Here is a 20923-nt window from a genome sequence, read left to right on the forward strand (position 1 = left end):
AATGCGCTAGGTGCCTTGTGCGACCAGGCTGCGGCAGGGGAAGATTACAGCGAACTGTTTGCTGAACTGGATAAAACAGTCAATGGCATTGCAGCAGAACTGCATGCACAGTTGCCAGGTTTTAACTTTGACGGAATCAGCAGCTTCATCACAACGCATCTTAACGCACTGAATAAACAGCTTCAGGGTATTGCGCTGCTGGGCTGTTCACCTGATCCGGTAACCGCCGGGATCATGAGCCTGGGCGAATACATCAGTGTTAATTTATTTAGCGCTATCCTCACCGCCAAAGGTGTAAGTAATACCATTATTGATCCGGTGAAATATATTCTTGCCGAAGGTGATTATCTCGACAGTATTGCCGATGTGGCGCTGAGTAAAGCGCGCTTCAGCGATGTAAATACCGATGGCAGCGAGTTGATCATTATGCCAGGGTTTGTGGCAGCAAATGACGCAGGCGAAAAAGTCACGTTAGGCCGTAACGGCTCGGATTACTCAGCCGCTGTGCTGGCTGCGTGTATCGATGCTGATTGCTGCGAAATCTGGACTGACGTAGACGGCGTATACAATGCTGATCCAAATCAGGTCGAAGGGGCAGTACTGCTGGATAAACTGACCTACCAGGAAGCCATGGAACTCTCGTACTTTGGCGCCAAAGTTCTGCATCCGAAAACCATTGGTCCAATCGCTCAGCATCATATTCCGTGTTTAATTAAGAATACATTGAATCCAAGCGCTCCGGGTACGCTTATCAGCAATGAAGCCAGTACCCAGTGGACCAGCGTGAAAGGGATATCCCAGTTGGATAACATCGCCATGTTCAACGTTGCAGGTCCGGGCATGAAAGGCATGGTGGGCATGGCAAGTCGCGTATTTGAGGTCATGTCTAACGCCCATATCTCCATTAGTCTGATCACGCAGTCCAGCTCTGAGTATTCCATCAGCTTCTGTATTCACAGCAAAGATGCGCTGCGCGCACAAAGCCTGCTGGAAGATGCCTTTGCACTGGAATTACAGAACCAGTTGCTGGATCCGATTGAAGTGCGTCACGACCTTGCTATTGTCACTCTGGTGGGGGATGGCATGCGTCACACCAAAGGACTGGCAGCGCGCTTCTTTAATGCGTTAGCGCAGGCCCGTGTAAATAACATCGCAATCGCCCAGGGGTCGTCTGAGCGTTCAATTTCTACGGTAATTGAAGCCAAACGCGCTAAAAAAGCGGTAAAAGTGATTCACCAGAACTTTTTCTCGGATCGCCATACACTGGATATTTTCCTGATTGGCTGCGGTGTGGTGGGTGCTGAACTGCTTGCACAGATTGCCAGACAGCAACCCGTGCTGCTGAAACGCAACATTCAGGCTCGTGTGTATGGTATTGCCAATAGCCGTAAGCTGTTACTTAGCAGCAATGGTATCGATGTGTCTGCCAACTGGCAGGCTGAGCTGGCTGAATCTCAGGACCAGTTCTCGGTTGAGCGTTTGCATGAGTTTGTGAACAACAATGCATTGGTGAATCCGGTCATTGTGGATTGCACCAGCAATGCGGCTATCGCCAGCCAGTATGTGGATATGATGGAAAATGGGTTCCACGTTGTCACGCCGAACAAAAAGGCTAACACTGACTCGCTGGCTTACTACAAAAAATTACGCAAAACGGCGCTGCAAACCAATCGTCAGTATTTGTACGAAACCACCGTTGGAGCGGGCTTGCCGGTAATCGACAACCTGCAAAAGCTGTTTATTGCCGGTGACGTACTGCATCGCTTTGAAGGTATTCTGTCGGGCAGTTTGTCTTATGTGTTTGGTAAGCTGGAGGAAGGCATGAGCCTGTCTGAGGCAACCGGCACCGCGAAGGCAAACGGTTTTACTGAGCCGGATCCGCGTGACGACCTGAGTGGTATGGACGTGGCCCGTAAACTGCTGATCATGGCGCGTGAAGCCGATCTGGAGTTAGAGCTGAAGGATATTGAGATTGAATCGGTATTGCCGGCCGGGTTTGCCGAAGATTGCGACGTGGCATCATTTATGGATCAATTACCCCAGCTTGATGCAGATTTTGCCGAGCGGGTTGCTAATGCGAAAGCAGACGGTAAAGTACTCAGATACATTGGCTCCATTGAAGGTGACAAATGTAAGGTAATGATCAAGGCGGTACCGGTTTCACACCCCTTGGCAGCAGTAAAAGACGGTGAAAACGCCCTGGCGATTCACAGTGACTATTATAATCCAATCCCTTATGTTATTCGCGGGTACGGCGCTGGCGCTACCGTAACAGCAGCAGGGGTATTTGCCGATATTCTTCGCACAATGCCGTGGCGGCAAAATGCACATTAATCGGTTTTGAGAGCAGCAAACATGAAAACAACCAGAGCGTACGCCCCGGCATCCATAGGCAATGTCAGCCTGGGATTCGATGTATTGGGCGCGGCCTTACAACCTCTTGATGGGAGTTTGTTAGGCGATGAAGTCATCGTTAGTGATGCCGATGAATTCGGCCTGTCTGTGGCGGGTGTATTTGCCCATAAGTTGCCAGCCGATCCTGACGATAACATTGTAAAAGACTGCTATATTCATTTTGAAAAAGCCATGCAGGCTAAAGGGCTGGCGGTAACGCCAGTACACATGACACTACTGAAGAGTCTGCCAATTGGCAGTGGGCTGGGATCCAGTGCGAGCTCGATTGTAGCTGCATTTCATGGCCTTAATGAACACTTCGGTCGTCCATTCGATAAAACCACGCTGTTAACCATGATGGGTGAGCTGGAAGGACAAATCAGCGGCAGTATTCACTACGATAACGTTGCGCCATGTTACCTGGGTGGTATGACCCTAATGACCGGTCAGCAAGACCAGGTAACGGTGTCGTTACCAGTTGTGAAAAGCTGGTATTGGGTGGTGTGCTATTCGGGTATCAGTGTGTCCACATCGGCCGCGCGTAATATTTTGCCAAAAGAAATTTCAATGGCGAATACGTTAACCTTTGGTCGTCAGTTGGGTATTTTCGTACACGCATTGTATAACGATGATTACGCGCTGGCTGCCAGTGTAATGCAAGACGTCATTGCTGAGCCGTATCGCAAATCGCTGTTGCCGGCATTCGATGAAGCACGCGCTTACAGTATGGGTAATGGCGCCCTGGCGTTTGGTATTTCGGGTTCAGGCCCAACGGTATTTGCTGTGTGCGATGATTACCGCAAAGCCAATGACATTTCGGGCTGGCTAAGCAAGCACTATATCCAGAACGAAGATGGCTTTAGCCACGTATGTCGTATTCCTGCACAGGGTGCAGGTTCTCAGCAGGAACAAGAGTAAGGTAGAGTAACAGTGCAATTGGTAAATTTAAAAGACGCAAGTGAACAGGTGTCATTTGCGCAAGCAGTAAAACAAGGCCTTGGACGCAATCAGGGATTGTTTTTCCCAACTGACATTCCAGTGCTCGACGATATCGATGGCTTATTAGCACTGCCGTTCGCTGAACGCTCTATTAAGATCCTCTCAACCCTGATTGGCAGTGAATTAGGCGAAGAGTTGGTGGCAGATGTCGTGAATACGGCCTTTACCTTTCCAGCGCCGGTAGTGCAAGTGACCGACAACGTATATAGCCTGGAGTTGTTCCACGGTCCTACGCTGGCGTTCAAGGACTTTGGCGGCCGCTTTATGGCGCAGGTGTTATCGCGTATCAGCGACGGTAAACCCATCACTATTCTAACCGCTACCTCGGGTGATACCGGCGCGGCAGTTGCACATGCATTCCACGGTCTGGATAACATCAATGTGGTAATTTTGTTCCCGAAAGGCAAAATCAGCCCGTTACAGCAGAAACTATTTACTACGCTGGGTGATAACATTCACACCGTGGCGATTGAAAGTGACTTCGATGCTTGTCAGGCGCTGGTTAAGCAATCGTTTGACGATCCGGACGTACGCGAAGGATTGCACTTAAATTCTGCCAACTCCATTAACATCAGCCGTTTGCTGGCACAGGTATGTTATTACTTTGAAGCTGTGGCGCAATTGCCTGCTGACAAGCGCGACCAGGTAGTGTTCTCCGTGCCGAGCGGTAACTTTGGTAACCTGACTGCGGGCATGATAGCCAAGACCATGGGCCTGCCGATTAAGCGCTTTATTGCGGCAACGAATCTGAATGATACCGTACCGCGCTACCTGAAGACCGGTGAGTGGGCGCCAAACGCGACCGTAGCGACGATGTCGAATGCTATGGACGTAAGCCAGCCCAATAACTGGCCTCGTATTGAAGCATTAATTGAGCGCGGTTATCTGGATAAGAGTGTGATCCGTGGTGAGTCGGTAGATGAGGAATACACCCAGTTGGCAATGCGTCAGTTGCTGAAAGAGGGCTATACCAGTGAGCCGCATGCGGCGATTGCTTACCGCGCAGTAAGTCACGATTTGGAACCCGGCGAAATTGGCGTTTTCCTGGGCACAGCGCACCCTGCAAAATTCCGTGAAACGGTTGAAAACGTGCTGGGTACACCGCTTAGCCTGCCACAACCTCTGGCTGACTGTGCTAACAAAGAAAGTCTCGAAGCTGAACTGCCAGCTGACTATGCCGCTTTAAAAGCGCATTTGTTTTCTTTGCTAAAAGGCGAGTAATGCCAGGCTGGCAAGACGTTCTCGGGCCGGTAAAGCACGCTGATTTTTTTCAGCAGTTAATGGCCCGTGTTGATGCCGAACGAATGGCGGGTAAAGCAATTTATCCGCCGGCCTCTGATGTATTCAATGCGCTGACTCTCACCCCGTTAGAAGACGTGAAGGTAGTTATTCTGGGTCAGGATCCCTATCACGGTCCAGGACAGGCTCATGGTTTGTGTTTTTCAGTGCTTCCCGGCATCAAAACGCCGCCATCACTGGTAAACATATACAAAGAACTGGCGCAGGATATCGACGGGTTTCGCATTCCGTCACACGGTAATCTAACGCAATGGGCGAAGCAGGGGGTACTGCTACTCAATACCGTACTCACAGTAGAGCAGGGTAAAGCGCACAGTCATGCGAAATGGGGCTGGGAAGCGTTTACCGACGCTGTGATTAAATCGGTTAACGATACCCAACAAGGCGTTGTATTTTTACTTTGGGGTAGTCACGCCCAGAAAAAGGGACAAAACATCGATACGCAAAAGCATTACGTATTGAATGCACCGCACCCGTCACCACTCTCTGCGCACCGGGGCTTTCTGGGATGTGGCCACTTTAGTCAAACCAATGCATTACTCAGTCAGCAAGGCAAACAACCTGTTAACTGGCAGGTATAGACCAACAACGAACACTAAAAAGCAAAACAGCCACAAGGTTTGCACCATGTGGCTGTTTGGTATTTAGCGTACGCCTTCCTCAAAGCTAAGGTCGAAACTTAAATCGATATCGGCCAACTCTTTCTCTAACTGATACCGGTCCTTAATTGCTTCAATCTCTCTCCACTTACGTTTTTTACTTTTGGTTTTGGTAGAACTGTCATCTAAATCGAGCATTTCAAATAGATCTGAAGTATCCACGGAGATCTCCTTATTATTACCGCTAACTACACTGTCAGTGTGTCTTTTTTGACCCCTGACATGTTATGTACCACAGCTACTGTTAAATTAAAATACTTTTATTTACTTTTGATTAACAATTTGTGACGCTGTGATGACAATTCCGTGGTGTTCAGATGATCCGGTTACCCGTAAGTGAAGGCTGGTAACCGGACGTATTGCACATTATTGGAACAAGTTGGACCAGTAATGTTTATTTTGGTGCATTGGCCTGCTTGAAGCGATTAATCAGTTGCTGGGTAGAACTGTCGAACTCATTGCCGCCTGCATCTCCCTGGATGCCTGCTAACACTTGATTTCCCAGAACTTTTCCTAATTCCACACCCCATTGGTCGAAGGAATTAAGCTGCCAGATAACACCTTGAACGAACACCTTATGTTCATACATAGCAACCAACGCGCCAAGTGTGAACGGATCCAGTTTTTCGAACAAAATAGTGTTACTTGGCTTGTTACCCGGCATGGTTTTGTGTTGCGCGAGACGGGTTTGCTCAGCCTTATCCAGGCCTTTACCATTAAGGTCCGCATAGCAGTCTTCAAAGGTTTTACCTTGCATAAGTGCTTGTGCCTGACCAAAGCAGTTTGACGCCAGCATAGCGTGGTGGGTATCGTCCTGGTTAGGCACATTCAGAGGCATCAGGAAATCTACCGGAATTACGCCATGACCCTGGTGAATCAACTGATGGAAGCTGTGCTGACCATTGGTGCCTTCACTGCCCCAGATAATCGGGCCAGTTTCATAATCAATGGCTTCGCCAGCCTGCGTTACCAGTTTGCCATTACTTTCCATGTCCAGTTGCTGCACATAGGCAGGCAAACCGCGCAGGTAGTGATAGTAAGGCAGTAAAACCTGTGACTGGGCATCAAAGAAGTTGCGATACCATACGCCAATGACCGCCAGCAATACGGGTAGGTTTTGCTCTTTCGGGGCCGTTTTAAAATGCTCGTCCATTGCATAAGCCCCTTCCAGCAGGCCTTTGAAATTATCAAAGCCCAGTGCCAGAGAAATAGGCAAACCAATAGCAGACCACAAAGAGTAACGACCACCCACCCAGTCCCACATTGGGAAAATGTTTTCCGCGGCAATGCCAAACTCGGTGGCGGCTTTTACGTTTGAAGACACTGCAACAAAGTGCTTGGCGATGTCTTCCTGGGTGCCACCTTGTTTCAGAAACCAGGCTTTGGCACTCAATGTATTTTGCAGCGTTTCCTGGGTAGAAAATGATTTAGATGACATCACAATTAAGGTGTCTTCATGGTCGCGCTCGCTTAGCACATCATGGATATGGCAACCATCAACGTTAGCAACAAAGTGCACTTGCACTGCGTCGGTGCGGTATGGCTTGAGTGCTTCGGTCATGATTTTGGGGCCCAGGAACGAGCCGCCAATACCAATGGCCACGATATGCTTAATGGCCTTTCCGGTATAACCTTTGTGTTCACCCGAGTGGATGCTATGGGTAAACGCCTTGATTTTGTCCAGCGTAGCCAGTACTTCTGGCATTACGTCCTGACCGTCTACAATGACCGGATTACCTGAAAAGTTACGTAGAGCAGTATGCAGTACTGCGCGTCCTTCTGTGGTGTTAATGGTCTCGCCGTTAAACATAGCAGCTTTTTGCGCATCAACGCCCTGGGCATCTGCCAGGTCAAATAATGCGGCAAGAACGTCATCAGTAATACGGTTTTTTGAATAATCCACGAAAATGCCGCAGGCAGACGCTTGCATGCGCTCAGCGCGCTGAGCGTCACTGGCAAACCAGTCGCGCATATGTGCGCTTTTTACTGACTCAGCCAGGCTGGTGAGCGTTTGCCATTGTGCCGATTGAGTAAGGGTAGTCATACTCTTTTCCTTTGAATCGATGTAATGTGAGACAATGTTAATATTGTATTACAATTTGGCAAGCTTGTCTTTTAACATTGTTTCCAGCTTGTCCTGATCCGCAGCAAAGTTACGAATACCTTCTGCCAGTTTTTCAGTGGCCATGGCATCTTCGTTCATTTCCCAGCGGAATCCTGCTTCGCTTAAACGTTCACCCGGGGCTTCTGTTGCGCCGTTATCAACCAGTTTAGCTTCTACTTCGCCAGCAGTATTTGCCAGTTCTTCTAACAGGTTAGGGCTGATTGTTAAGCGGTCGCATCCGGCCAGCTCAAGTATTTCATCGGTATTGCGGAAACTTGCGCCCATTACAATAGTGTTGTAACCATTGGCCTTGTAGAAATTATAAATACTGGTTACTGATACTACGCCAGGATCTTCGCTGGCTTCGTAGCTGTCTTTTCCTGTGCTCTTTTTGTACCAGTCAAGAATACGCCCTACGAAAGGAGAGATCAGGAATACGCCTGCTTCCGCACAAGCACGGGCCTGTGCAAAGCTGAATAACAGAGTAAGGTTACAGTTTACGCCCTGTTTCTCGAGTACTTCTGCTGCTTTGATGCCTTCCCAGGTAGATGCGATCTTGATCAGGATGCGCGACTTATCGATGCCGGCATCGGCGTACAACTGAACCAAACGCTCTGCTTTAGCAATGGTGGCTGCGGTGTCAAACGACAAACGCGCATCAACTTCGGTAGAAATACGGCCTGGAATAGTGGCGGAGATTTCCTTACCAATTGACACTGCCAGTTTGTCTGCTGCGTCAGTAAGTTGCTGTGCTGGATCGCTTGATTGTTTGGCTGCCCATGCAACAGCTTCGTCAATCAGGCTTGCGTATTGTGGCATGCCCGCCGCTTTCAGCAGCAGCGAAGGGTTGGTGGTGGCGTCAACCGGTTGGTATTTTTTAATGGCTTCAATGTCGCCCGTGTCGGCAACAACGGTAGTAATTTTACGAAGTGATGCTAACTGATTGCTCATGATGTTCCTAATCCTGAATATGCCTGAATATGATAGTGCAGTAATCAACTTTACAGTGTTTGTGCCTGTAACAGCCTACTGTAGGGCGTCATTGTTGACTTATAGTGATATGTTTGACGTTTAGTGTATAACAATCTGGCTGATTGTTTAACCTCTTTGGTGGCGGTCGGATATGTCATTTTTTAACAATCCCAGTACGGTTTTCGTTAACCGGAAAATGCGAACCGTTCAATCGGTTTTACCGGCCCAATTTCTCCCCTGACAATGGTATACTTCGGCTCAAATGTAAGGAGAAATGATGTTAGTTGTAGTATCCCCTGCGAAAAATCTCGATTTTGACACCCAGATACCCGTATCTGAGCATACTCAGCCCGTTTTACTGAGTGATGCCGCTACGTTGGCGCAAGAATGTAAAGCACTGACGCCGGCGGATTTGTCGTCGCTCATGAAAATCAGCGACAAGCTGGCAACGTTAAACGCCAACCGGTTTGCAGAATTTAGCACTCCTTTCACACCGGAAAACGCGCGCCAGGCGTTGTTTGCATTTAATGGTGATGTGTATACCGGTTTGGATGCACACACCTTATCTGCGGACGATATTACCTATGCTCAGCAGCATTTACGTATTTTGTCGGGTTTGTATGGCGTGCTTCGTCCATTGGATCTGATGCAGGCTTATCGTTTGGAAATGGGTACCAGGCTGGCTAATTCGCGTGGTAAAAACCTGTATGAGTACTGGGGTAATACCGTTACCACTGAGGTAAACAAAGCGCTGGCAGCACAGGGCGATAACGTACTGGTTAATCTGGCTTCAAACGAATATTTTAAGTCGGTTAAGCCAAAACAGGTTGATGGCATGATTGTAACGCCGGTATTTAAAGACAAGAAAAATGGTCAATACAAGATCATCAGTTTTTTTGCCAAAAAGGCGCGAGGGTTGATGGCCCGCTATATTATTCAGAATCGCGTTGATGATGTGGCTGGCCTGAAGGGATTCGATACCGACGGTTACTACTACAGCGAAGCGCAAAGCAGTGCAACTGAACTGGTGTTTTTGTGCGAAGAGCAGGTGTAATACCAATTCGCAAAAGCAAAATGAGTGAAAACAAAACAGGCCGCAATCAGCGGCCTGTTTTGTTCAAGCATGCTCAAGCCTGATCAGGGCTTTAGGTGCTCAATAAAATACTGTGTTTTCATAGTTTGCAGGTGCAACGTCGTGCCTTCGCCTTCCGCAATACTATGACTGCGGTTGGGGTACGACATAAATTCAAATTGTTTGTTGTGCTTCACTAACTCATTGATCAGCGCTTCCGTACCCTGGTAGTGCACGTTGTCATCGCCGGTGCCGTGCACCAGTAAAAGCTTGCCTTGCAGATCTTTGGCAAACGTTATGGGCGAGGTTTGTGTGAAGCTATCCGGGTCGGTATTGGGGTTGCCCGAATACCTTTCCTGATAAATTGTGTCGTAATAGCGAATGTCAGCAACCGGTGCCTGGGCAACGCCAACATGGTATTTATCGCCATGGCGGAACAATAAATTCAGCGTTGAACTACCGCCACCTGAATGCCCCCACACGCCAACGCGGCTGGTATCGATTTGCGACCAGCGGGCAGCCATCGCATCCAGCGCATCTGCCTGGTCACGTACGGTAACACTGCCAATCTTTTTATAAATCGACTTGCGCCAGTCGCGGCCTTTCGGTGCGCGGGTACCCCGGTTGTCAACCGACGCCATGATAAAGCCCTGTTGGGTCATCATACTATTCCACAAATAGCTGTTGCCACCCCAGCTGTCCTGCACGGTTGAGCCCCAGGGTTCACCGTATACGTAGAAAATAATGGGATACTTTTTCGTGGGATCCATGTTGGCCGGGAACATGATCCAGCCGTCCAGTTCCATACCATCCTGTGCCGTTACCGTGAAGAATTCATGGGAAGGCAGCTCTTCCTTAGCCAGCAGCGTCTTTAATTCCGCATTGGTGGTGAGCTGTGTAATGGTGCCGTGCCCGTCAGTCTTAATGATTTGGCTGACCGGCGGCTGATTAAACCGGCTGTGGGTATGCATGGCATAACTGGCGTCTTTCGACATGTAATAACGGTTGTTACCCGCAAACGCGTCTGGCGTGATGCGCTCTACCGGTTTGCTACCGTCAAGGGTACCTTTAAATAAAAAGCGTTGTTCAGGGTGATCAGGCGCTGCAGTAAAGTAAAAGCTATTGGTGGCTTCATTCAGCGTAATTAAATCCACAATATCGTAGTTGCCTGGGGTCAGGTCGATGATCTCACTACCGTCGCGGGCGATACGATACAGGTGACGCCAGCCATCGCGTTCGCTATGCCACACAAAGTGACTGCCATCCTGTTCCCATTCAGCTTCGTAAAACCATTCAAGGAAAGCCTCGTCTTTGTCGGTGTAAATGGTGTTGAGCGCGTTGGCCTTCCAGTTAAATAACCGCAGGGTATTGGTATTCTGCGGGCGGTTAACGTCCTGAATTAGTACGGCATCGCTGGTGCCAGCCCAGCTAATGCGCGGAATATAACGATCGCGATTATCACCGGGCAATGCTGCCCAATGGGTTTGTTTGGAGGCCAATTCCACTACACCTACTTTTACCGCTGAGTTTTGCTCTCCCGCTTTCGGGTAGGGAAACTGAGTGAGGGTAGGGTACAGCGTATCGGTGTTGTTGATCATGGTAAAATACTTCACCCCGGACGCATCCAACTGCCAGTAAGCAATATTCTGGCTATCGGGGCTCCAGCGGAATCCATCAGTTATGGTGAATTCTTCTTCGTAAACCCAGTCGAAATTACCATTGATAATGGTGTCGCTGCCATCGGTTGTCAGGGCGGTAACCTGAGGTTTACCCAGCGTTTCCACATAAATATTGTTGTTTCTGACATACGCTATCTTTTGACTGTCCGGGCTGAATTTGGCGAACATCAGGCTGGTTGCTGGCGGCTGCTCACCACCTAACTGATACAATTGGTTGGTGTTGAGGTTTAATACCCAGTAGTCGCCGCGGGTGCGATGACGCCAGACTTTTTGCCCATTGGTAAAGATGAGCGCCCAGTTACCGTCGGCAGACCATTGGTAATCTTCAATGCTCAGGGCAGTGGCAGCGCCTTGCGGAGTGAGCTGCTCTAAGGTGACAAGGACTTTTCTACCGCTTCCGTCTGGTTGGTAGAACACAATGTCATTGCCCGTTACACCGTGATCAGTGTCGGTGTTGGATCCATTACTTCGGCTTTCTAATACCGTGTAGCCACTGCCGTCGTCTAACCAGCGGAAATAGGGCGCGCGTTCACTTTTGAATGTGTTGTCTTTGTAGATGCGTTCCAGAGACAAGGCTGGCTTTTCTGGTTCAGTCGTCGTACTCGACGTTGAACTGCAGGCTGTTAGGGCAAGACCAGCCAGTAAACTGGCCAGTAGTGTTGTCGTTAGTGTTTTCAATGTAGCTCCCACCTTCGTTATCATTATTTGTGTGTTGCGAATTGGTATAATGGGAGCCAGTATAGGAAAATTACGCGTAACAACAAACTCGCTTGGTAGCAAAAATAACGCGGTTTGTGGCGTTTTGGGCGTATGCGTGCTTACGGCATGGATGCCAAATATTCCCGCGCCTCGTCTACACCTTCGTCGGCGGCGCGTTGTAACCAGTTTATGCCAGCTTGCTTATCGGCCGCTACGCCGCGCCCCTCAATCAAAATCATACCATAATGATACTTAGCCAGACTGGTGTAACCCGCTTCATCCTGGGTATGCGCGCCCCGTTTTAACAACGCGGCGGCTTTTTCCAGGTCCTGCGGTACGCCTATGCCAGAATCGTAAATTTGTGCCAGCCAAATCATCGAATACACGCTTTCCCAGCGTGCAATGCAGTCTTCAAATATGGCAATGGCGGCATCGTGATCGCCCACTTTTTCGGCGGCGTAGCCGTACAAACACTTGATGGGTTTATCGCTGTGCACAAAATGCTCGTAGCTTAATTCATTGCCGGTTTCTTCGGTGCCGTGAGCAGCCCGGCAAGCGAGAAGCAAACAAAATGCGATAAGTGCGTATTGCATGGCCATTTTCCTTAATGGTGTTAATTATTTGTAAATACTATAGGCGCTGAAACAATCTGAAAATATGCTACTTGGGAATGAATCCGCTACTACTCCGGTCTATTTTACGTACAACCACTTAACGAATATTTGAGCCAAGATGCCACTGAGTTATCGTCAATTTTGTATTCAGGATACGGATGATGTTTGCCGTTTATTGAACGACACCGCAATTCGGCGGCATTTGCCACTTGCATCAATGGCTGGCAGCTTTTCGGTTGAATTTGTTCAGCAGTGGATTGCACGGTCGCGTGCCCACTGGCAAGAGCATGGTTACGGTATTTGGCAAATCGAACGGGATGGTGAATTCATTGGCTGGGGCGGATGTCAGGTATTCAATGGCGAGCGAGAGTTTGTGCTGGTAGTACAAAGACGTGCAATGGGAGCCGGTTTATCTTTGATCAAACAGGTGCTTGAGCATGCGCTTGGGGAATTTGGTGCTGGCAGTATGCTGGTTGTATTACCGTTAAGCCGGCCGGGTAGCCGCTTACTGAAACGTGTGGGTTTTACAGATGAGCAGACTGTAAGGATAAATGGGTGCGATTTTATTCAGTATCGGCACCCATTTTTGTGTGAGGAAACGCTTGCCTAATCAACATACATCTTTTGCTGAAACTTCAGTGTCTCACTGTCGTTACCGCGTTGAATGCGAATGTTGAACCGGTATGTTTCCTGATCGCGAAAAGGCAATACCGCAAGATAGTATATGGCATCGCCTTCCTGTACCCGTTTGAACGTTAGCGCTTTTTCGGTGCCCAGCAAATTGGTTGCACTGCCTTCCACGCCTACAAACTGCGCTTTTTGCGTCGCAGTGTCGAGTACTGAGATGTTCACCAGCGCGTTGTATTTGCTGCGTACAATACCGTATTCACGAGCGGTGTCGGGGCTAAAGAACGTAGAGTTCACCACGATATAGTGAACGTCCCATTCGCCAAGTTGCATTTTTTGCTCAGCGGACACGGTAAACGTGAGTAACGCCAATGTGAGGCAACACAGTTGCCAGAACTGCTGACTCAACTGCTTAAGCATCGCAAACCTCATTAATAAAAGGGTAAAAAATCTGCCAGTAGCATTTCTACGAATTTAAGCCCGATAATGGCCACCAGCACTGATAAATCCATTCCGCCCATGGGGGGAAGCACGCGTCTAATAGGGCTTAATAGCGGCTCTGTAAGCTGATGCAGTACATATTCAAACGGACTTCCGCCTTGCGACACCCAGCTCAAAATGGCGCGCATAATTAATACCCAGAATACCAGCGTGAGGAATTCTTTTAATACCGACAACGCGCCAATGATGATCATGCCTAATGGGTTGATATTGCCGCCCAGCAATAAGCTGAGCGCAAGGTATTTACCCATGGCAACCAACAACGCCAGAATGAGGGTAGCCACGTCAATGGAGCCCACCGACGGTATGATCCTGCGCATTGGGCCTATCAACGGGTGCGTAGCTTTTACCACAAACTGACTGAGTGGGTTGTAAAAGTCAGCTTTGCTGAGTTGCAGCCAAAATCGCAGTAACACCACCATCAGGTACAAATTAAAAATAGTGCTAATTAAAAACACCATCGCGTTCATGTTGCGTTCCTATTAGTTAAAGAGAATTAGCCATTTCTTCGGCCCGGGATACCGCCGCTTGCATTGCTTTTGATACCATACCGGAAATATTGTCATCCATGAACGACTGAATCGCTGCGGCGGTTGTTCCGCCTTTAGACGTCACCTGCGCGCGCAGTTCGCTCAGCATTAGCTGTGGGTTTTCACATACCATTTGCGCGGCGCCCAACATCGCTTGCTGAACCAGCAACCTTGCATCCTCTTCGCTGAAACCCATGCGCATACTTTCTTCCTGCATGGCTTGCAGGAATAAGAAGAAATAGGCAGGGCTGCTGCCTGCTGCTGCAATCACGCCATTAATGCCACTTTCTTCGGTTACCCAAAGTGTTTTCCCTACGGCAGCCATCACCGCATCTACATATTTCCGATCGCTTTCACTTACCGACGCATCGGCATACAGTCCTGACATGCCAAGACCCAGCAGGCTGGGGGTATTAGGCATAACCCGCACAACCGGGTATTCAGCGCCCAGCATTTGCTGTAATCGTTGTACAGGCAGGCCGGCCGCGATAGAAATATACAGTTTGCCGGTTAAATCAGTGTCCTGTTGCAAAGCAGCACATACCTCTTCCATCATTTGCGGCTTTACCGATAGCACTACGGCGTCGGCAAATGCACAGGCATCACCGTTAGATTGAGTTACCTGAATGCCATACTCGGCAGCCAACGCATCGAGTTTCGGGCGTGAACGGTTGCTGGCCATAATATGATCTGCCGGGTAACCTGAAGCAACCAATCCCGCAATGATACTGCGTGTCATGTTGCCTGCACCAATGAAGGCGAGTTTGCGATGTTGCATGCGTCTCCTGTTGATTCTGTTGACGTTAAAAAACGGGTATTGCTGACACAACCTGTTCTTAGTTGCGCGACCCAAAAATGGCCGTGCCAATACGCACCATGGTTGAACCATGAGCAATGGCCAGTGCCATGTCGTTACTCATACCTACCGATAGTGTGTCTATGCCATCTGCCGAAGCCTGTAATTGTGTATACAGAGCGTGCAGCTGGCTTAGCGTATCGCACTGCTGTGCCTCACTTACGTTGGTTGCGGGTATTGCCATCAGGCCCCGCAACTTCAGATTCGGCATAGCACAAATTGCTTCTGCAATACCGGGTAACTCTGCCGGTAAAATACCAGATTTAGTGGCTTCTTGTTCCAGGTTTAGCTGAATGCACACATTCAGCGGCGGCATACCAGCCGGGCGCTGCTCGTTTAATCGTGTGGCAATTTTAAGGCGGTCAACCGATTGTACCCAGTCAAAATGCTCCGCCACTAACTTTGTCTTATTTGATTGTATGGGGCCAATCATGTGCCATTCAATGTCTGAGAGCGTTTTTAATTGTTCAATTTTGGCAACGCCTTCCTGAATATAATTCTCGCCGAACTGTCGTTGTCCGGCTTCATACGCTGCTTTGATATCCGATACCGGTTTAGTCTTGCTTACTGCCAGTAATCGGACACAATGAGCAGGACGATGTGCATTAGCAATGGCGTGTTCAATTTCTTGGCGTGCGTTTGTCAGGCGATCTGCTATTGTTTGCATTAACGAACTCATCTAGTGGTTGGGAGAAACCAGGTTGTGGATATTACCGAACTTTTAGCTTTCAGTGTAAAGAATAACGCATCGGATCTGCACTTGTCGGCCGGATTGCCGCCGATTATTCGTGTAGACGGAGAAATGCGACGACTGAATGTTGATCCGTTGGATCATAAACAGGTTCATGCATTAATTTACGAAATCATGAACGACAAGCAGCGTAAAGAGTACGAAGAAAACCTCGAAACCGACTTTTCGTTTGAGGTAAAAGATTTATCGCGATTCCGGGTTAATGCCTTCGTGCAAAACCGCGGTGCTGCTGCTGTATTACGTACCATTCCCAGTAAAGTACTCACCTTGGACGAACTGGGTGCGCCACCCATTTTTAAAGAAATCATCAATCAGCCAACCGGTATTGTGCTGGTAACCGGCGCAACAGGCTCGGGCAAAAGTACTACGCTGGCAGCTATGGTTGACCATATCAACGCGCACAAGCGCGAACATATTCTCACCATTGAAGATCCCATTGAATTTGTACACCAGAATAAATTGAGCGTACTTAACCAGCGTGAAGTGCACCGCGATACGCATAGTTTCTCGAACGCATTGCGTTCCGCTCTGCGTGAGGATCCGGATGTGATCCTGGTGGGGGAGTTACGTGATTTGGAAACCATTCGACTGGCCATTTCAGCGGCGGAAACCGGCCATTTGGTGTTTGGTACGTTACACACTAACTCTGCACCTAAAACCATCGACCGTATCATTGATGTGTTTCCAGCGGAAGAGAAGGCCATGGTGCGCTCCATGCTATCGGAGTCACTGCGCGCGGTTATTTCTCAAACGTTGCTGAAGAAAATCGGCGGTGGCCGGGTAGCCGCACACGAAATCATGGTAGGTATACCCGCTATTCGCAACCTTATTCGCGAAGACAAAGTGCCGCAAATGTACTCGGTTATTCAAACCGGGCAGTCGCACGGCATGCAAACCATGGATCAGTGTTTACAGCGCCTGGTGGCAACCGGCGTGATCACACAGCAGGATGCCATGTCTAAAATGATCGATAAGCAACGACCGGGATTCTAGGGAGCGAGCGCATGTTGGATCAGTTTTTACAGATGATGGTAGACAAGGGCGCGTCAGACTTATTCGTAACCGCCGGGTTTGCTGTGAGCGCCAAGATTAACGGTAAACTCACACCGCTTACTGAGCAGGCACTTAGCGAACAAGGTGCATTGGATTTAGTGCATGCCTCAATGAACGAGGACCAGAAAAAGACCTTCCACAGTACCAAGGAGTGTAACTTTGCCATTGCCCGGGAAGGGGTAGGGCGATTCCGTTGCAGTGCCTTCTGGCAACGCGACCAAGCTGGCATGGTGGTGCGTCGTATCGTTACGCAAATTCCCAACGCTGACGATCTGGGCCTACCGCCCGTACTCAAAGACATTATTATGGCTAAACGCGGGCTGGTGTTGTTTGTGGGGGGCACCGGTACTGGTAAATCAACATCGCTGGCGGCGTTAATCGGGCATCGCAATACGCATTCGCGCGGGCACATTCTTACTATCGAAGATCCCATTGAGTTTGTACACGAGCACAAAAACTGCGTGATTACGCAGCGTGAAGTGGGTATTGATACTCAGTCGTTTGATGATGCGTTAAAAAGCTCATTGCGTCAGGCGCCGGATGTGATCCTGATTGGTGAAATTCGCTCCATGGAAACGATGGAGTACGCAATGTCATTTGCCGATACCGGACACTTATGTGTGGCAACTTTGCACGCCAACAACGCCAACCAGGCGATTGAACGCATTATGCATTTAGCGCCCAAAGACATGCACGACAAGCTGCGGTTTGATTTGAGTCTGAACATTCGGGCGATTGTTGCACAGCAATTGGTGCCAACTGTTGATGGCAAAGGGCGGGTTGCCGCCATTGAAATACTGTTGAATTCACCGCTTATTCGCGATCTGATTCAGCGCAACGAAATGGGCGGTCTGAAAGAAGCCATGGAGAAAGGGCGTGAGCAAGGTATGCAAACCTTTGATATGGCCCTCTTCGATCTTTACAAAGCCGATCGCATCACCATGGAACAAGCGCTGCATCATGCTGACTCACCCAATGATTTAAGGTTAATGATTAAGCTTGATGCCAACAGCAATAAGGGCGACGGTCTGGGTTCGTTGTCTGGCGTTTCAATTGATATGGACTAATGATCAGACTCTGTCAAAGCGATAGCGCTTTTACCCTTCAGCAATACTACGATGCCCTACAAGCGCAGGGCATCGCCTGTTTAATCCGCAATCAGTTCATCAGTGGCGCAGCCGGAGATTTGCCTATTCAGGACACACAACCCGAACTCTGGCTGATGGACAAAGACGATCTGATGATAGCCAACAAAGTGTTGGACGAACTTTCTGCGCAATGTGAACACGGCGAGTGGGTATGCGGTAGTTGTAATGAGCCTCAGGAGGCTGCTTTCAATTTGTGTTGGCAGTGCCAGCAGCCTCGTATTTGTGAGTAGCTAAATGGTGCATCGGCGACTGGTTTTCTATTGTGAAATTAGTACTGCTTCCAGTTAATTTTGACATGTTAACTTAGCATAGGCGCGATTGAGTTTCTGTCGCGCCTCCTTTACGCTAAACATCCACTTTATACTGGCTCGTTCATCATTTCTTCTATTTTCCCAAGCCGTTAACTCATGCTCTAATTCGTCCCATTTCGCTATGCGCCGGTTTAAACACTGTCTGTTCATTATGCCGATCTCAATTTCAACCATGTTTAGCCAACTCGCATGCTTAGGCGTGTAATGAAAGGTGATTTTATCCAGAATTCGTCTGGCTTCTGGTGCGGGGTAACGTTGGTAGAGTGAGCCTAGTGTATGGGTAATGAGGTTATCAAGTACAACGTGAAGTTGTTTGGCGTTGGGGTAATGTACATCGACCAGCTCTTTCATGCATTCAGCAAAATCCTCTCTCTTTTTAGTGGTTGTCACCTTCGTTTTTCGCCAACCTCTATGTTGATCATACATCATGAAGATGTTCGCTACGGCTTCACGTTTATATTCGTAATCTATGCGTTCACTTTGCCCTGGTTTTGGTGAAATGGGGGCACGTGTGTGCGACACGAGTTGCTTCATAGCCTCGTCAAAATTGATAACCGGTTCATCGGGATTGGCGGGTTGTGCATACAACGCCAAGACATCTTCCATTTGCGCGATATAATTGGCATCTATCTTTCCCAGACACCACATCTTTTTTTGCCAGGGTTTTAACTCATTGGCTTTTAGTCGCTGCCTTATTGTTTCCAGCGATACGCGTTTTGATTCAGTTAATACGACGAGTTCATCGGCCAGTAGCGTTAAGGTCCAACGAGCCTGACCTTCTGGCGGTTTGCTACAGGCAATGCTAACAAGCGCAGCTTCCTCCAGAGAACTTAATACCCTCGGTTGTCCACTACGTTTAGCCTCTTCTAAGGCAAACGTAAGTCCTTCTTCTACAAATCCTCGTTTTACCCGGTATACCGTTGAACTACTGGTCTGCAAACGTTGACAAATTTCTGCATCAGTAAGACTTTGCTCATTGGCAAGTAATAAAATTTGAGCCCGCGTAAGCTTTCTCGCACTATGCTTCCCTTTCTTTAATAGCGATTGTAAATAAGATTCTTCTTCAGATGTCAGTGAGACCAAATAGCGAGTGTTCATTTCAATTATGTGTTGTACTAAAAACCATAATTGATCATGAGCGACTCGATTAGTCTAGCTTTGAGCGCTTAAATGACGGAAAAATATACAGAAACCCAAGGGCGATACCTTGCCTACATTTATTACTACACAAAAGTGAATGGGATAGCACCTTCACATGCTGACATCACAAACTATTTTGGTGTTACGCCACCAACAGTGAATAGTATGTTGAAAACGCTATGCGATAGAGCCTTGCTTACGCGGGAGCCCAAAGTGGCAAGATCATTGAAAGTAACTCTGACTCCGAAAGAGTTACCGTTAATCTGGTAACTCAATCGATCAGAACTAAATGGAAGCGGTATTAGGGCGTGTTGATCTTTGCTGTATTAATTTTGTTCGTTCTAGGTGTTCAGCGATCGCGGCGCATGTTCGCAGGTGAAGTGGTTCTGCGTCAAGAGCATGCAACAAAGAGCGGTGGACACCTGGAGCGAACCCTTCGGGCAGCGCCTGTGCAACATTTCTACTGCTTCAGCCCAAGTTCATGTAGTTGACTACACTTCACTTGCGCTTCATTGTATAAACGTCGCACAGACTGCTGCAAAATCATACAGCAAAGATCAACACGCCCTAATAAGGTAAGCAATTTTGCGGTAAAAAAGCGCATAAAGTACGTCAATTCAAATTGCACAATTGAAACAAAATTGTATTCAAAGCAGCAGTAGCGTGACAATTTCCAAAGAAGGCCTACCGGCCTTATTGGTCTACGGTACTCCCCGTTGCTTGAGTTTCTCCAGACTCACCCGATCTTTCATACTCATGATCAGCGCAGCGATACTTAAAAGTAAAATACTGCCAGATTCGTAAATCAGGACAATTTTATCGAGTTCTTTGCTTTGCAGAATAATCATGCGACTTAGCGCCGTCATGGCAATGATTAGTGGCAAGGTTACCGGGATACGATTGCTATTGTAGTAGGCGGCCAGCATACCCATCACCTCAGCATAGATAAAGAGTAACAAGAGATCCGATAGCTCCACCTTTTGGTGGCGAAACATGTGCATTATTTCGGCACCCACTGCAACCAGCGTGGCCAGCATAATCAAAATCAACAGCAGTTTTTCAATCTGTCCAAGGAGTTTGGGCATCGCTTCCTCTTACTTCTATGCGAGTTGGTATATGCCATACTGCTAAAAGACAGCACGAATGGCTATTGCTCAAAAGTCGGAAATTGATACTGCTTGATGTGTAGTGGCTGGCACTACATTCAGACTAGACGAACTGGTTTTCAAACCAGCTGGAAAAAATCAAACAGGCAGACACACTGTCTACTTTGCCCTTCGACAGCTTTTTATATCCACCGAGTTCGAACAAAGCAGCTTTCGCATCGGCGGTACTCAGACGTTCATCCCAGGTAGTAACGGGCTTGTTGAAGCGGCCGTGTAACCGATTGGCGAACGTTTGGGCCCGTTGGGTCATTAATTGTGTGGTGCCATCCATATTCAGCGGTAAACCTACTACCACCAGATGCGGCTGCCACTCGTTAAACAGCTTTCCCACTAATTCCCAGTCAGGTAT

At 48.4% G+C, this 20923-nt stretch carries 22 protein-coding genes; 10 read left to right on the forward strand and 12 right to left on the reverse strand.

Going from position 1 to position 20923, the window contains the following annotated elements:
* The 4 genes from thrA to ung form a co-directional block, all read left to right on the forward strand.
* A partial coding sequence (gene thrA / locus ACLR2L_RS10440; RefSeq protein WP_413368023.1) for a bifunctional aspartate kinase/homoserine dehydrogenase I occupies positions 1-2334 on the forward strand: 2334 nt, incomplete at its 5' end.
* A gap of 21 nt (positions 2335-2355) precedes the next feature.
* On the forward strand, positions 2356-3312 hold the full coding sequence (thrB, locus tag ACLR2L_RS10445) for a homoserine kinase (protein WP_140959019.1): 957 nt from the start codon (positions 2356-2358) through the stop codon (positions 3310-3312).
* 12 nt (positions 3313-3324) lie between these two features.
* Positions 3325-4614 carry a threonine synthase gene (gene thrC, locus ACLR2L_RS10450; RefSeq protein WP_140959017.1) on the forward strand — a complete coding sequence of 430 codons (1290 nt, stop codon included), beginning with the start codon at positions 3325-3327 and terminating at the stop codon, positions 4612-4614.
* Complete coding sequence (ung, locus tag ACLR2L_RS10455) at positions 4614-5273, forward strand: uracil-DNA glycosylase (RefSeq protein WP_413368026.1); 660 nt, start codon at positions 4614-4616, stop codon at positions 5271-5273. The genes thrC and ung overlap by 1 nt, the downstream gene beginning before the upstream one ends.
* A 63-nt stretch (positions 5274-5336) precedes the next feature.
* Here the strand turns inward: ung and ACLR2L_RS10460 are convergent, their stop codons facing one another.
* From ACLR2L_RS10460 to tal, 3 genes are all read right to left on the reverse strand, one after another.
* The gene (locus tag ACLR2L_RS10460; RefSeq protein WP_140959013.1) at positions 5337-5513 is read right to left on the reverse strand and encodes a DUF3545 family protein; all 177 of its coding nucleotides are present in this window, start codon (positions 5511-5513) and stop codon (positions 5337-5339) included.
* Positions 5514-5745: 232 nt separating this feature from the next.
* Positions 5746-7395 carry a glucose-6-phosphate isomerase gene (pgi, locus tag ACLR2L_RS10465; protein ID WP_413368028.1) on the reverse strand — a complete coding sequence of 550 codons (1650 nt, stop codon included), beginning with the start codon at positions 7393-7395 and terminating at the stop codon, positions 5746-5748.
* 48 nt (positions 7396-7443) lie between these two features.
* The gene (gene tal / locus ACLR2L_RS10470; RefSeq protein ID WP_140959009.1) at positions 7444-8406 is read right to left on the reverse strand and encodes a transaldolase; all 963 of its coding nucleotides are present in this window, start codon (positions 8404-8406) and stop codon (positions 7444-7446) included.
* A 295-nt stretch (positions 8407-8701) separates the two neighbouring features.
* Between tal and yaaA the strand changes: the two genes are divergently transcribed.
* Complete coding sequence (yaaA, locus tag ACLR2L_RS10475; RefSeq protein WP_413368030.1) at positions 8702-9481, forward strand: peroxide stress protein YaaA; 780 nt, start codon at positions 8702-8704, stop codon at positions 9479-9481.
* Positions 9482-9564: 83 nt separating this feature from the next.
* Here the strand turns inward: yaaA and ACLR2L_RS10480 are convergent, their stop codons facing one another.
* Together ACLR2L_RS10480 and ACLR2L_RS10485 are read right to left on the reverse strand one after the other, a co-directional pair.
* A complete protein-coding gene (locus ACLR2L_RS10480; protein ID WP_413368032.1) occupies positions 9565-11880 on the reverse strand; it encodes a S9 family peptidase in 2316 nt (771 codons plus the stop codon).
* Between the two features lie 116 nt (positions 11881-11996).
* The gene (locus ACLR2L_RS10485; RefSeq protein ID WP_413368034.1) at positions 11997-12470 is read right to left on the reverse strand and encodes a tetratricopeptide repeat protein; all 474 of its coding nucleotides are present in this window, start codon (positions 12468-12470) and stop codon (positions 11997-11999) included.
* Between the two features lie 139 nt (positions 12471-12609).
* Between ACLR2L_RS10485 and ACLR2L_RS10490 the strand changes: the two genes are divergently transcribed.
* Positions 12610-13101, forward strand: a complete 492-nt coding sequence (locus ACLR2L_RS10490; protein ID WP_413368036.1) for a GNAT family N-acetyltransferase — start codon at positions 12610-12612, stop codon at positions 13099-13101.
* Here ACLR2L_RS10490 and ACLR2L_RS10495 read toward each other — a convergent pair.
* From ACLR2L_RS10495 to ACLR2L_RS10510, 4 genes are read right to left on the reverse strand one after another with little or no spacing between them, the layout of a single operon-like run.
* Entirely contained in the window at positions 13098-13538 is a 441-nt protein-coding gene (locus tag ACLR2L_RS10495) for a DUF4426 domain-containing protein (protein WP_413368038.1), read from the reverse strand. The genes ACLR2L_RS10490 and ACLR2L_RS10495 overlap by 4 nt on opposite strands.
* Before the next feature lie 11 nt (positions 13539-13549).
* Positions 13550-14089 (reverse strand): YggT family protein, encoded by a 540-nt coding sequence (locus ACLR2L_RS10500; RefSeq protein ID WP_413368040.1) that lies wholly within the window; start codon positions 14087-14089, stop codon positions 13550-13552.
* Positions 14090-14105: 16 nt separating this feature from the next.
* Positions 14106-14927, reverse strand: coding sequence for a pyrroline-5-carboxylate reductase (gene proC, locus ACLR2L_RS10505; protein WP_413368041.1), 822 nt, complete (start codon positions 14925-14927; stop codon positions 14106-14108).
* Positions 14928-14985: 58 nt separating this feature from the next.
* A complete protein-coding gene (locus ACLR2L_RS10510; protein ID WP_413368043.1) occupies positions 14986-15672 on the reverse strand; it encodes a YggS family pyridoxal phosphate-dependent enzyme in 687 nt (228 codons plus the stop codon).
* A gap of 36 nt (positions 15673-15708) precedes the next feature.
* Here ACLR2L_RS10510 and ACLR2L_RS10515 point away from each other — a divergent pair, with 36 nt between their 5' ends.
* The 3 genes from ACLR2L_RS10515 to ACLR2L_RS10525 are packed head-to-tail and all read left to right on the forward strand — an operon-like array spanning position 15709 to position 18187.
* Complete coding sequence (locus ACLR2L_RS10515; protein ID WP_140958993.1) at positions 15709-16749, forward strand: type IV pilus twitching motility protein PilT; 1041 nt, start codon at positions 15709-15711, stop codon at positions 16747-16749.
* 11 nt (positions 16750-16760) lie between these two features.
* The gene (locus ACLR2L_RS10520) at positions 16761-17876 is read left to right on the forward strand and encodes a PilT/PilU family type 4a pilus ATPase (protein ID WP_413368046.1); all 1116 of its coding nucleotides are present in this window, start codon (positions 16761-16763) and stop codon (positions 17874-17876) included.
* Positions 17876-18187, forward strand: coding sequence for a putative signal transducing protein (locus ACLR2L_RS10525; protein WP_413368048.1), 312 nt, complete (start codon positions 17876-17878; stop codon positions 18185-18187). Before ACLR2L_RS10520 ends, ACLR2L_RS10525 begins: the two co-directional genes overlap by 1 nt.
* Positions 18188-18241: 54 nt before the next feature.
* Here ACLR2L_RS10525 and ACLR2L_RS10530 read toward each other — a convergent pair whose 3' ends face one another.
* Positions 18242-19366, reverse strand: coding sequence for an IS630 family transposase (locus tag ACLR2L_RS10530; RefSeq protein ID WP_413368050.1), 1125 nt, complete (start codon positions 19364-19366; stop codon positions 18242-18244).
* Between the two features lie 72 nt (positions 19367-19438).
* Between ACLR2L_RS10530 and ACLR2L_RS10535 the strand changes: the two genes are divergently transcribed.
* Complete coding sequence (locus ACLR2L_RS10535) at positions 19439-19678, forward strand: LexA family protein (RefSeq protein WP_413368052.1); 240 nt, start codon at positions 19439-19441, stop codon at positions 19676-19678.
* A gap of 431 nt (positions 19679-20109) precedes the next feature.
* Here ACLR2L_RS10535 and ACLR2L_RS10540 read toward each other — a convergent pair whose 3' ends face one another.
* Positions 20110-20493 (reverse strand): phosphate-starvation-inducible PsiE family protein, encoded by a 384-nt coding sequence (locus tag ACLR2L_RS10540; RefSeq protein WP_140961868.1) that lies wholly within the window; start codon positions 20491-20493, stop codon positions 20110-20112.
* A 124-nt stretch (positions 20494-20617) separates the two neighbouring features.
* On the reverse strand, positions 20618-20923 hold a 306-nt coding region (gene ruvX, locus ACLR2L_RS10545), incomplete at its 5' end, for a Holliday junction resolvase RuvX (protein WP_413368054.1).

The organism is Alteromonas sp. AMM-1, from assembly GCF_047290655.1.
Taxonomy (GTDB): Bacteria; Pseudomonadota; Gammaproteobacteria; order Enterobacterales; family Alteromonadaceae; genus Alteromonas; species Alteromonas mangrovi.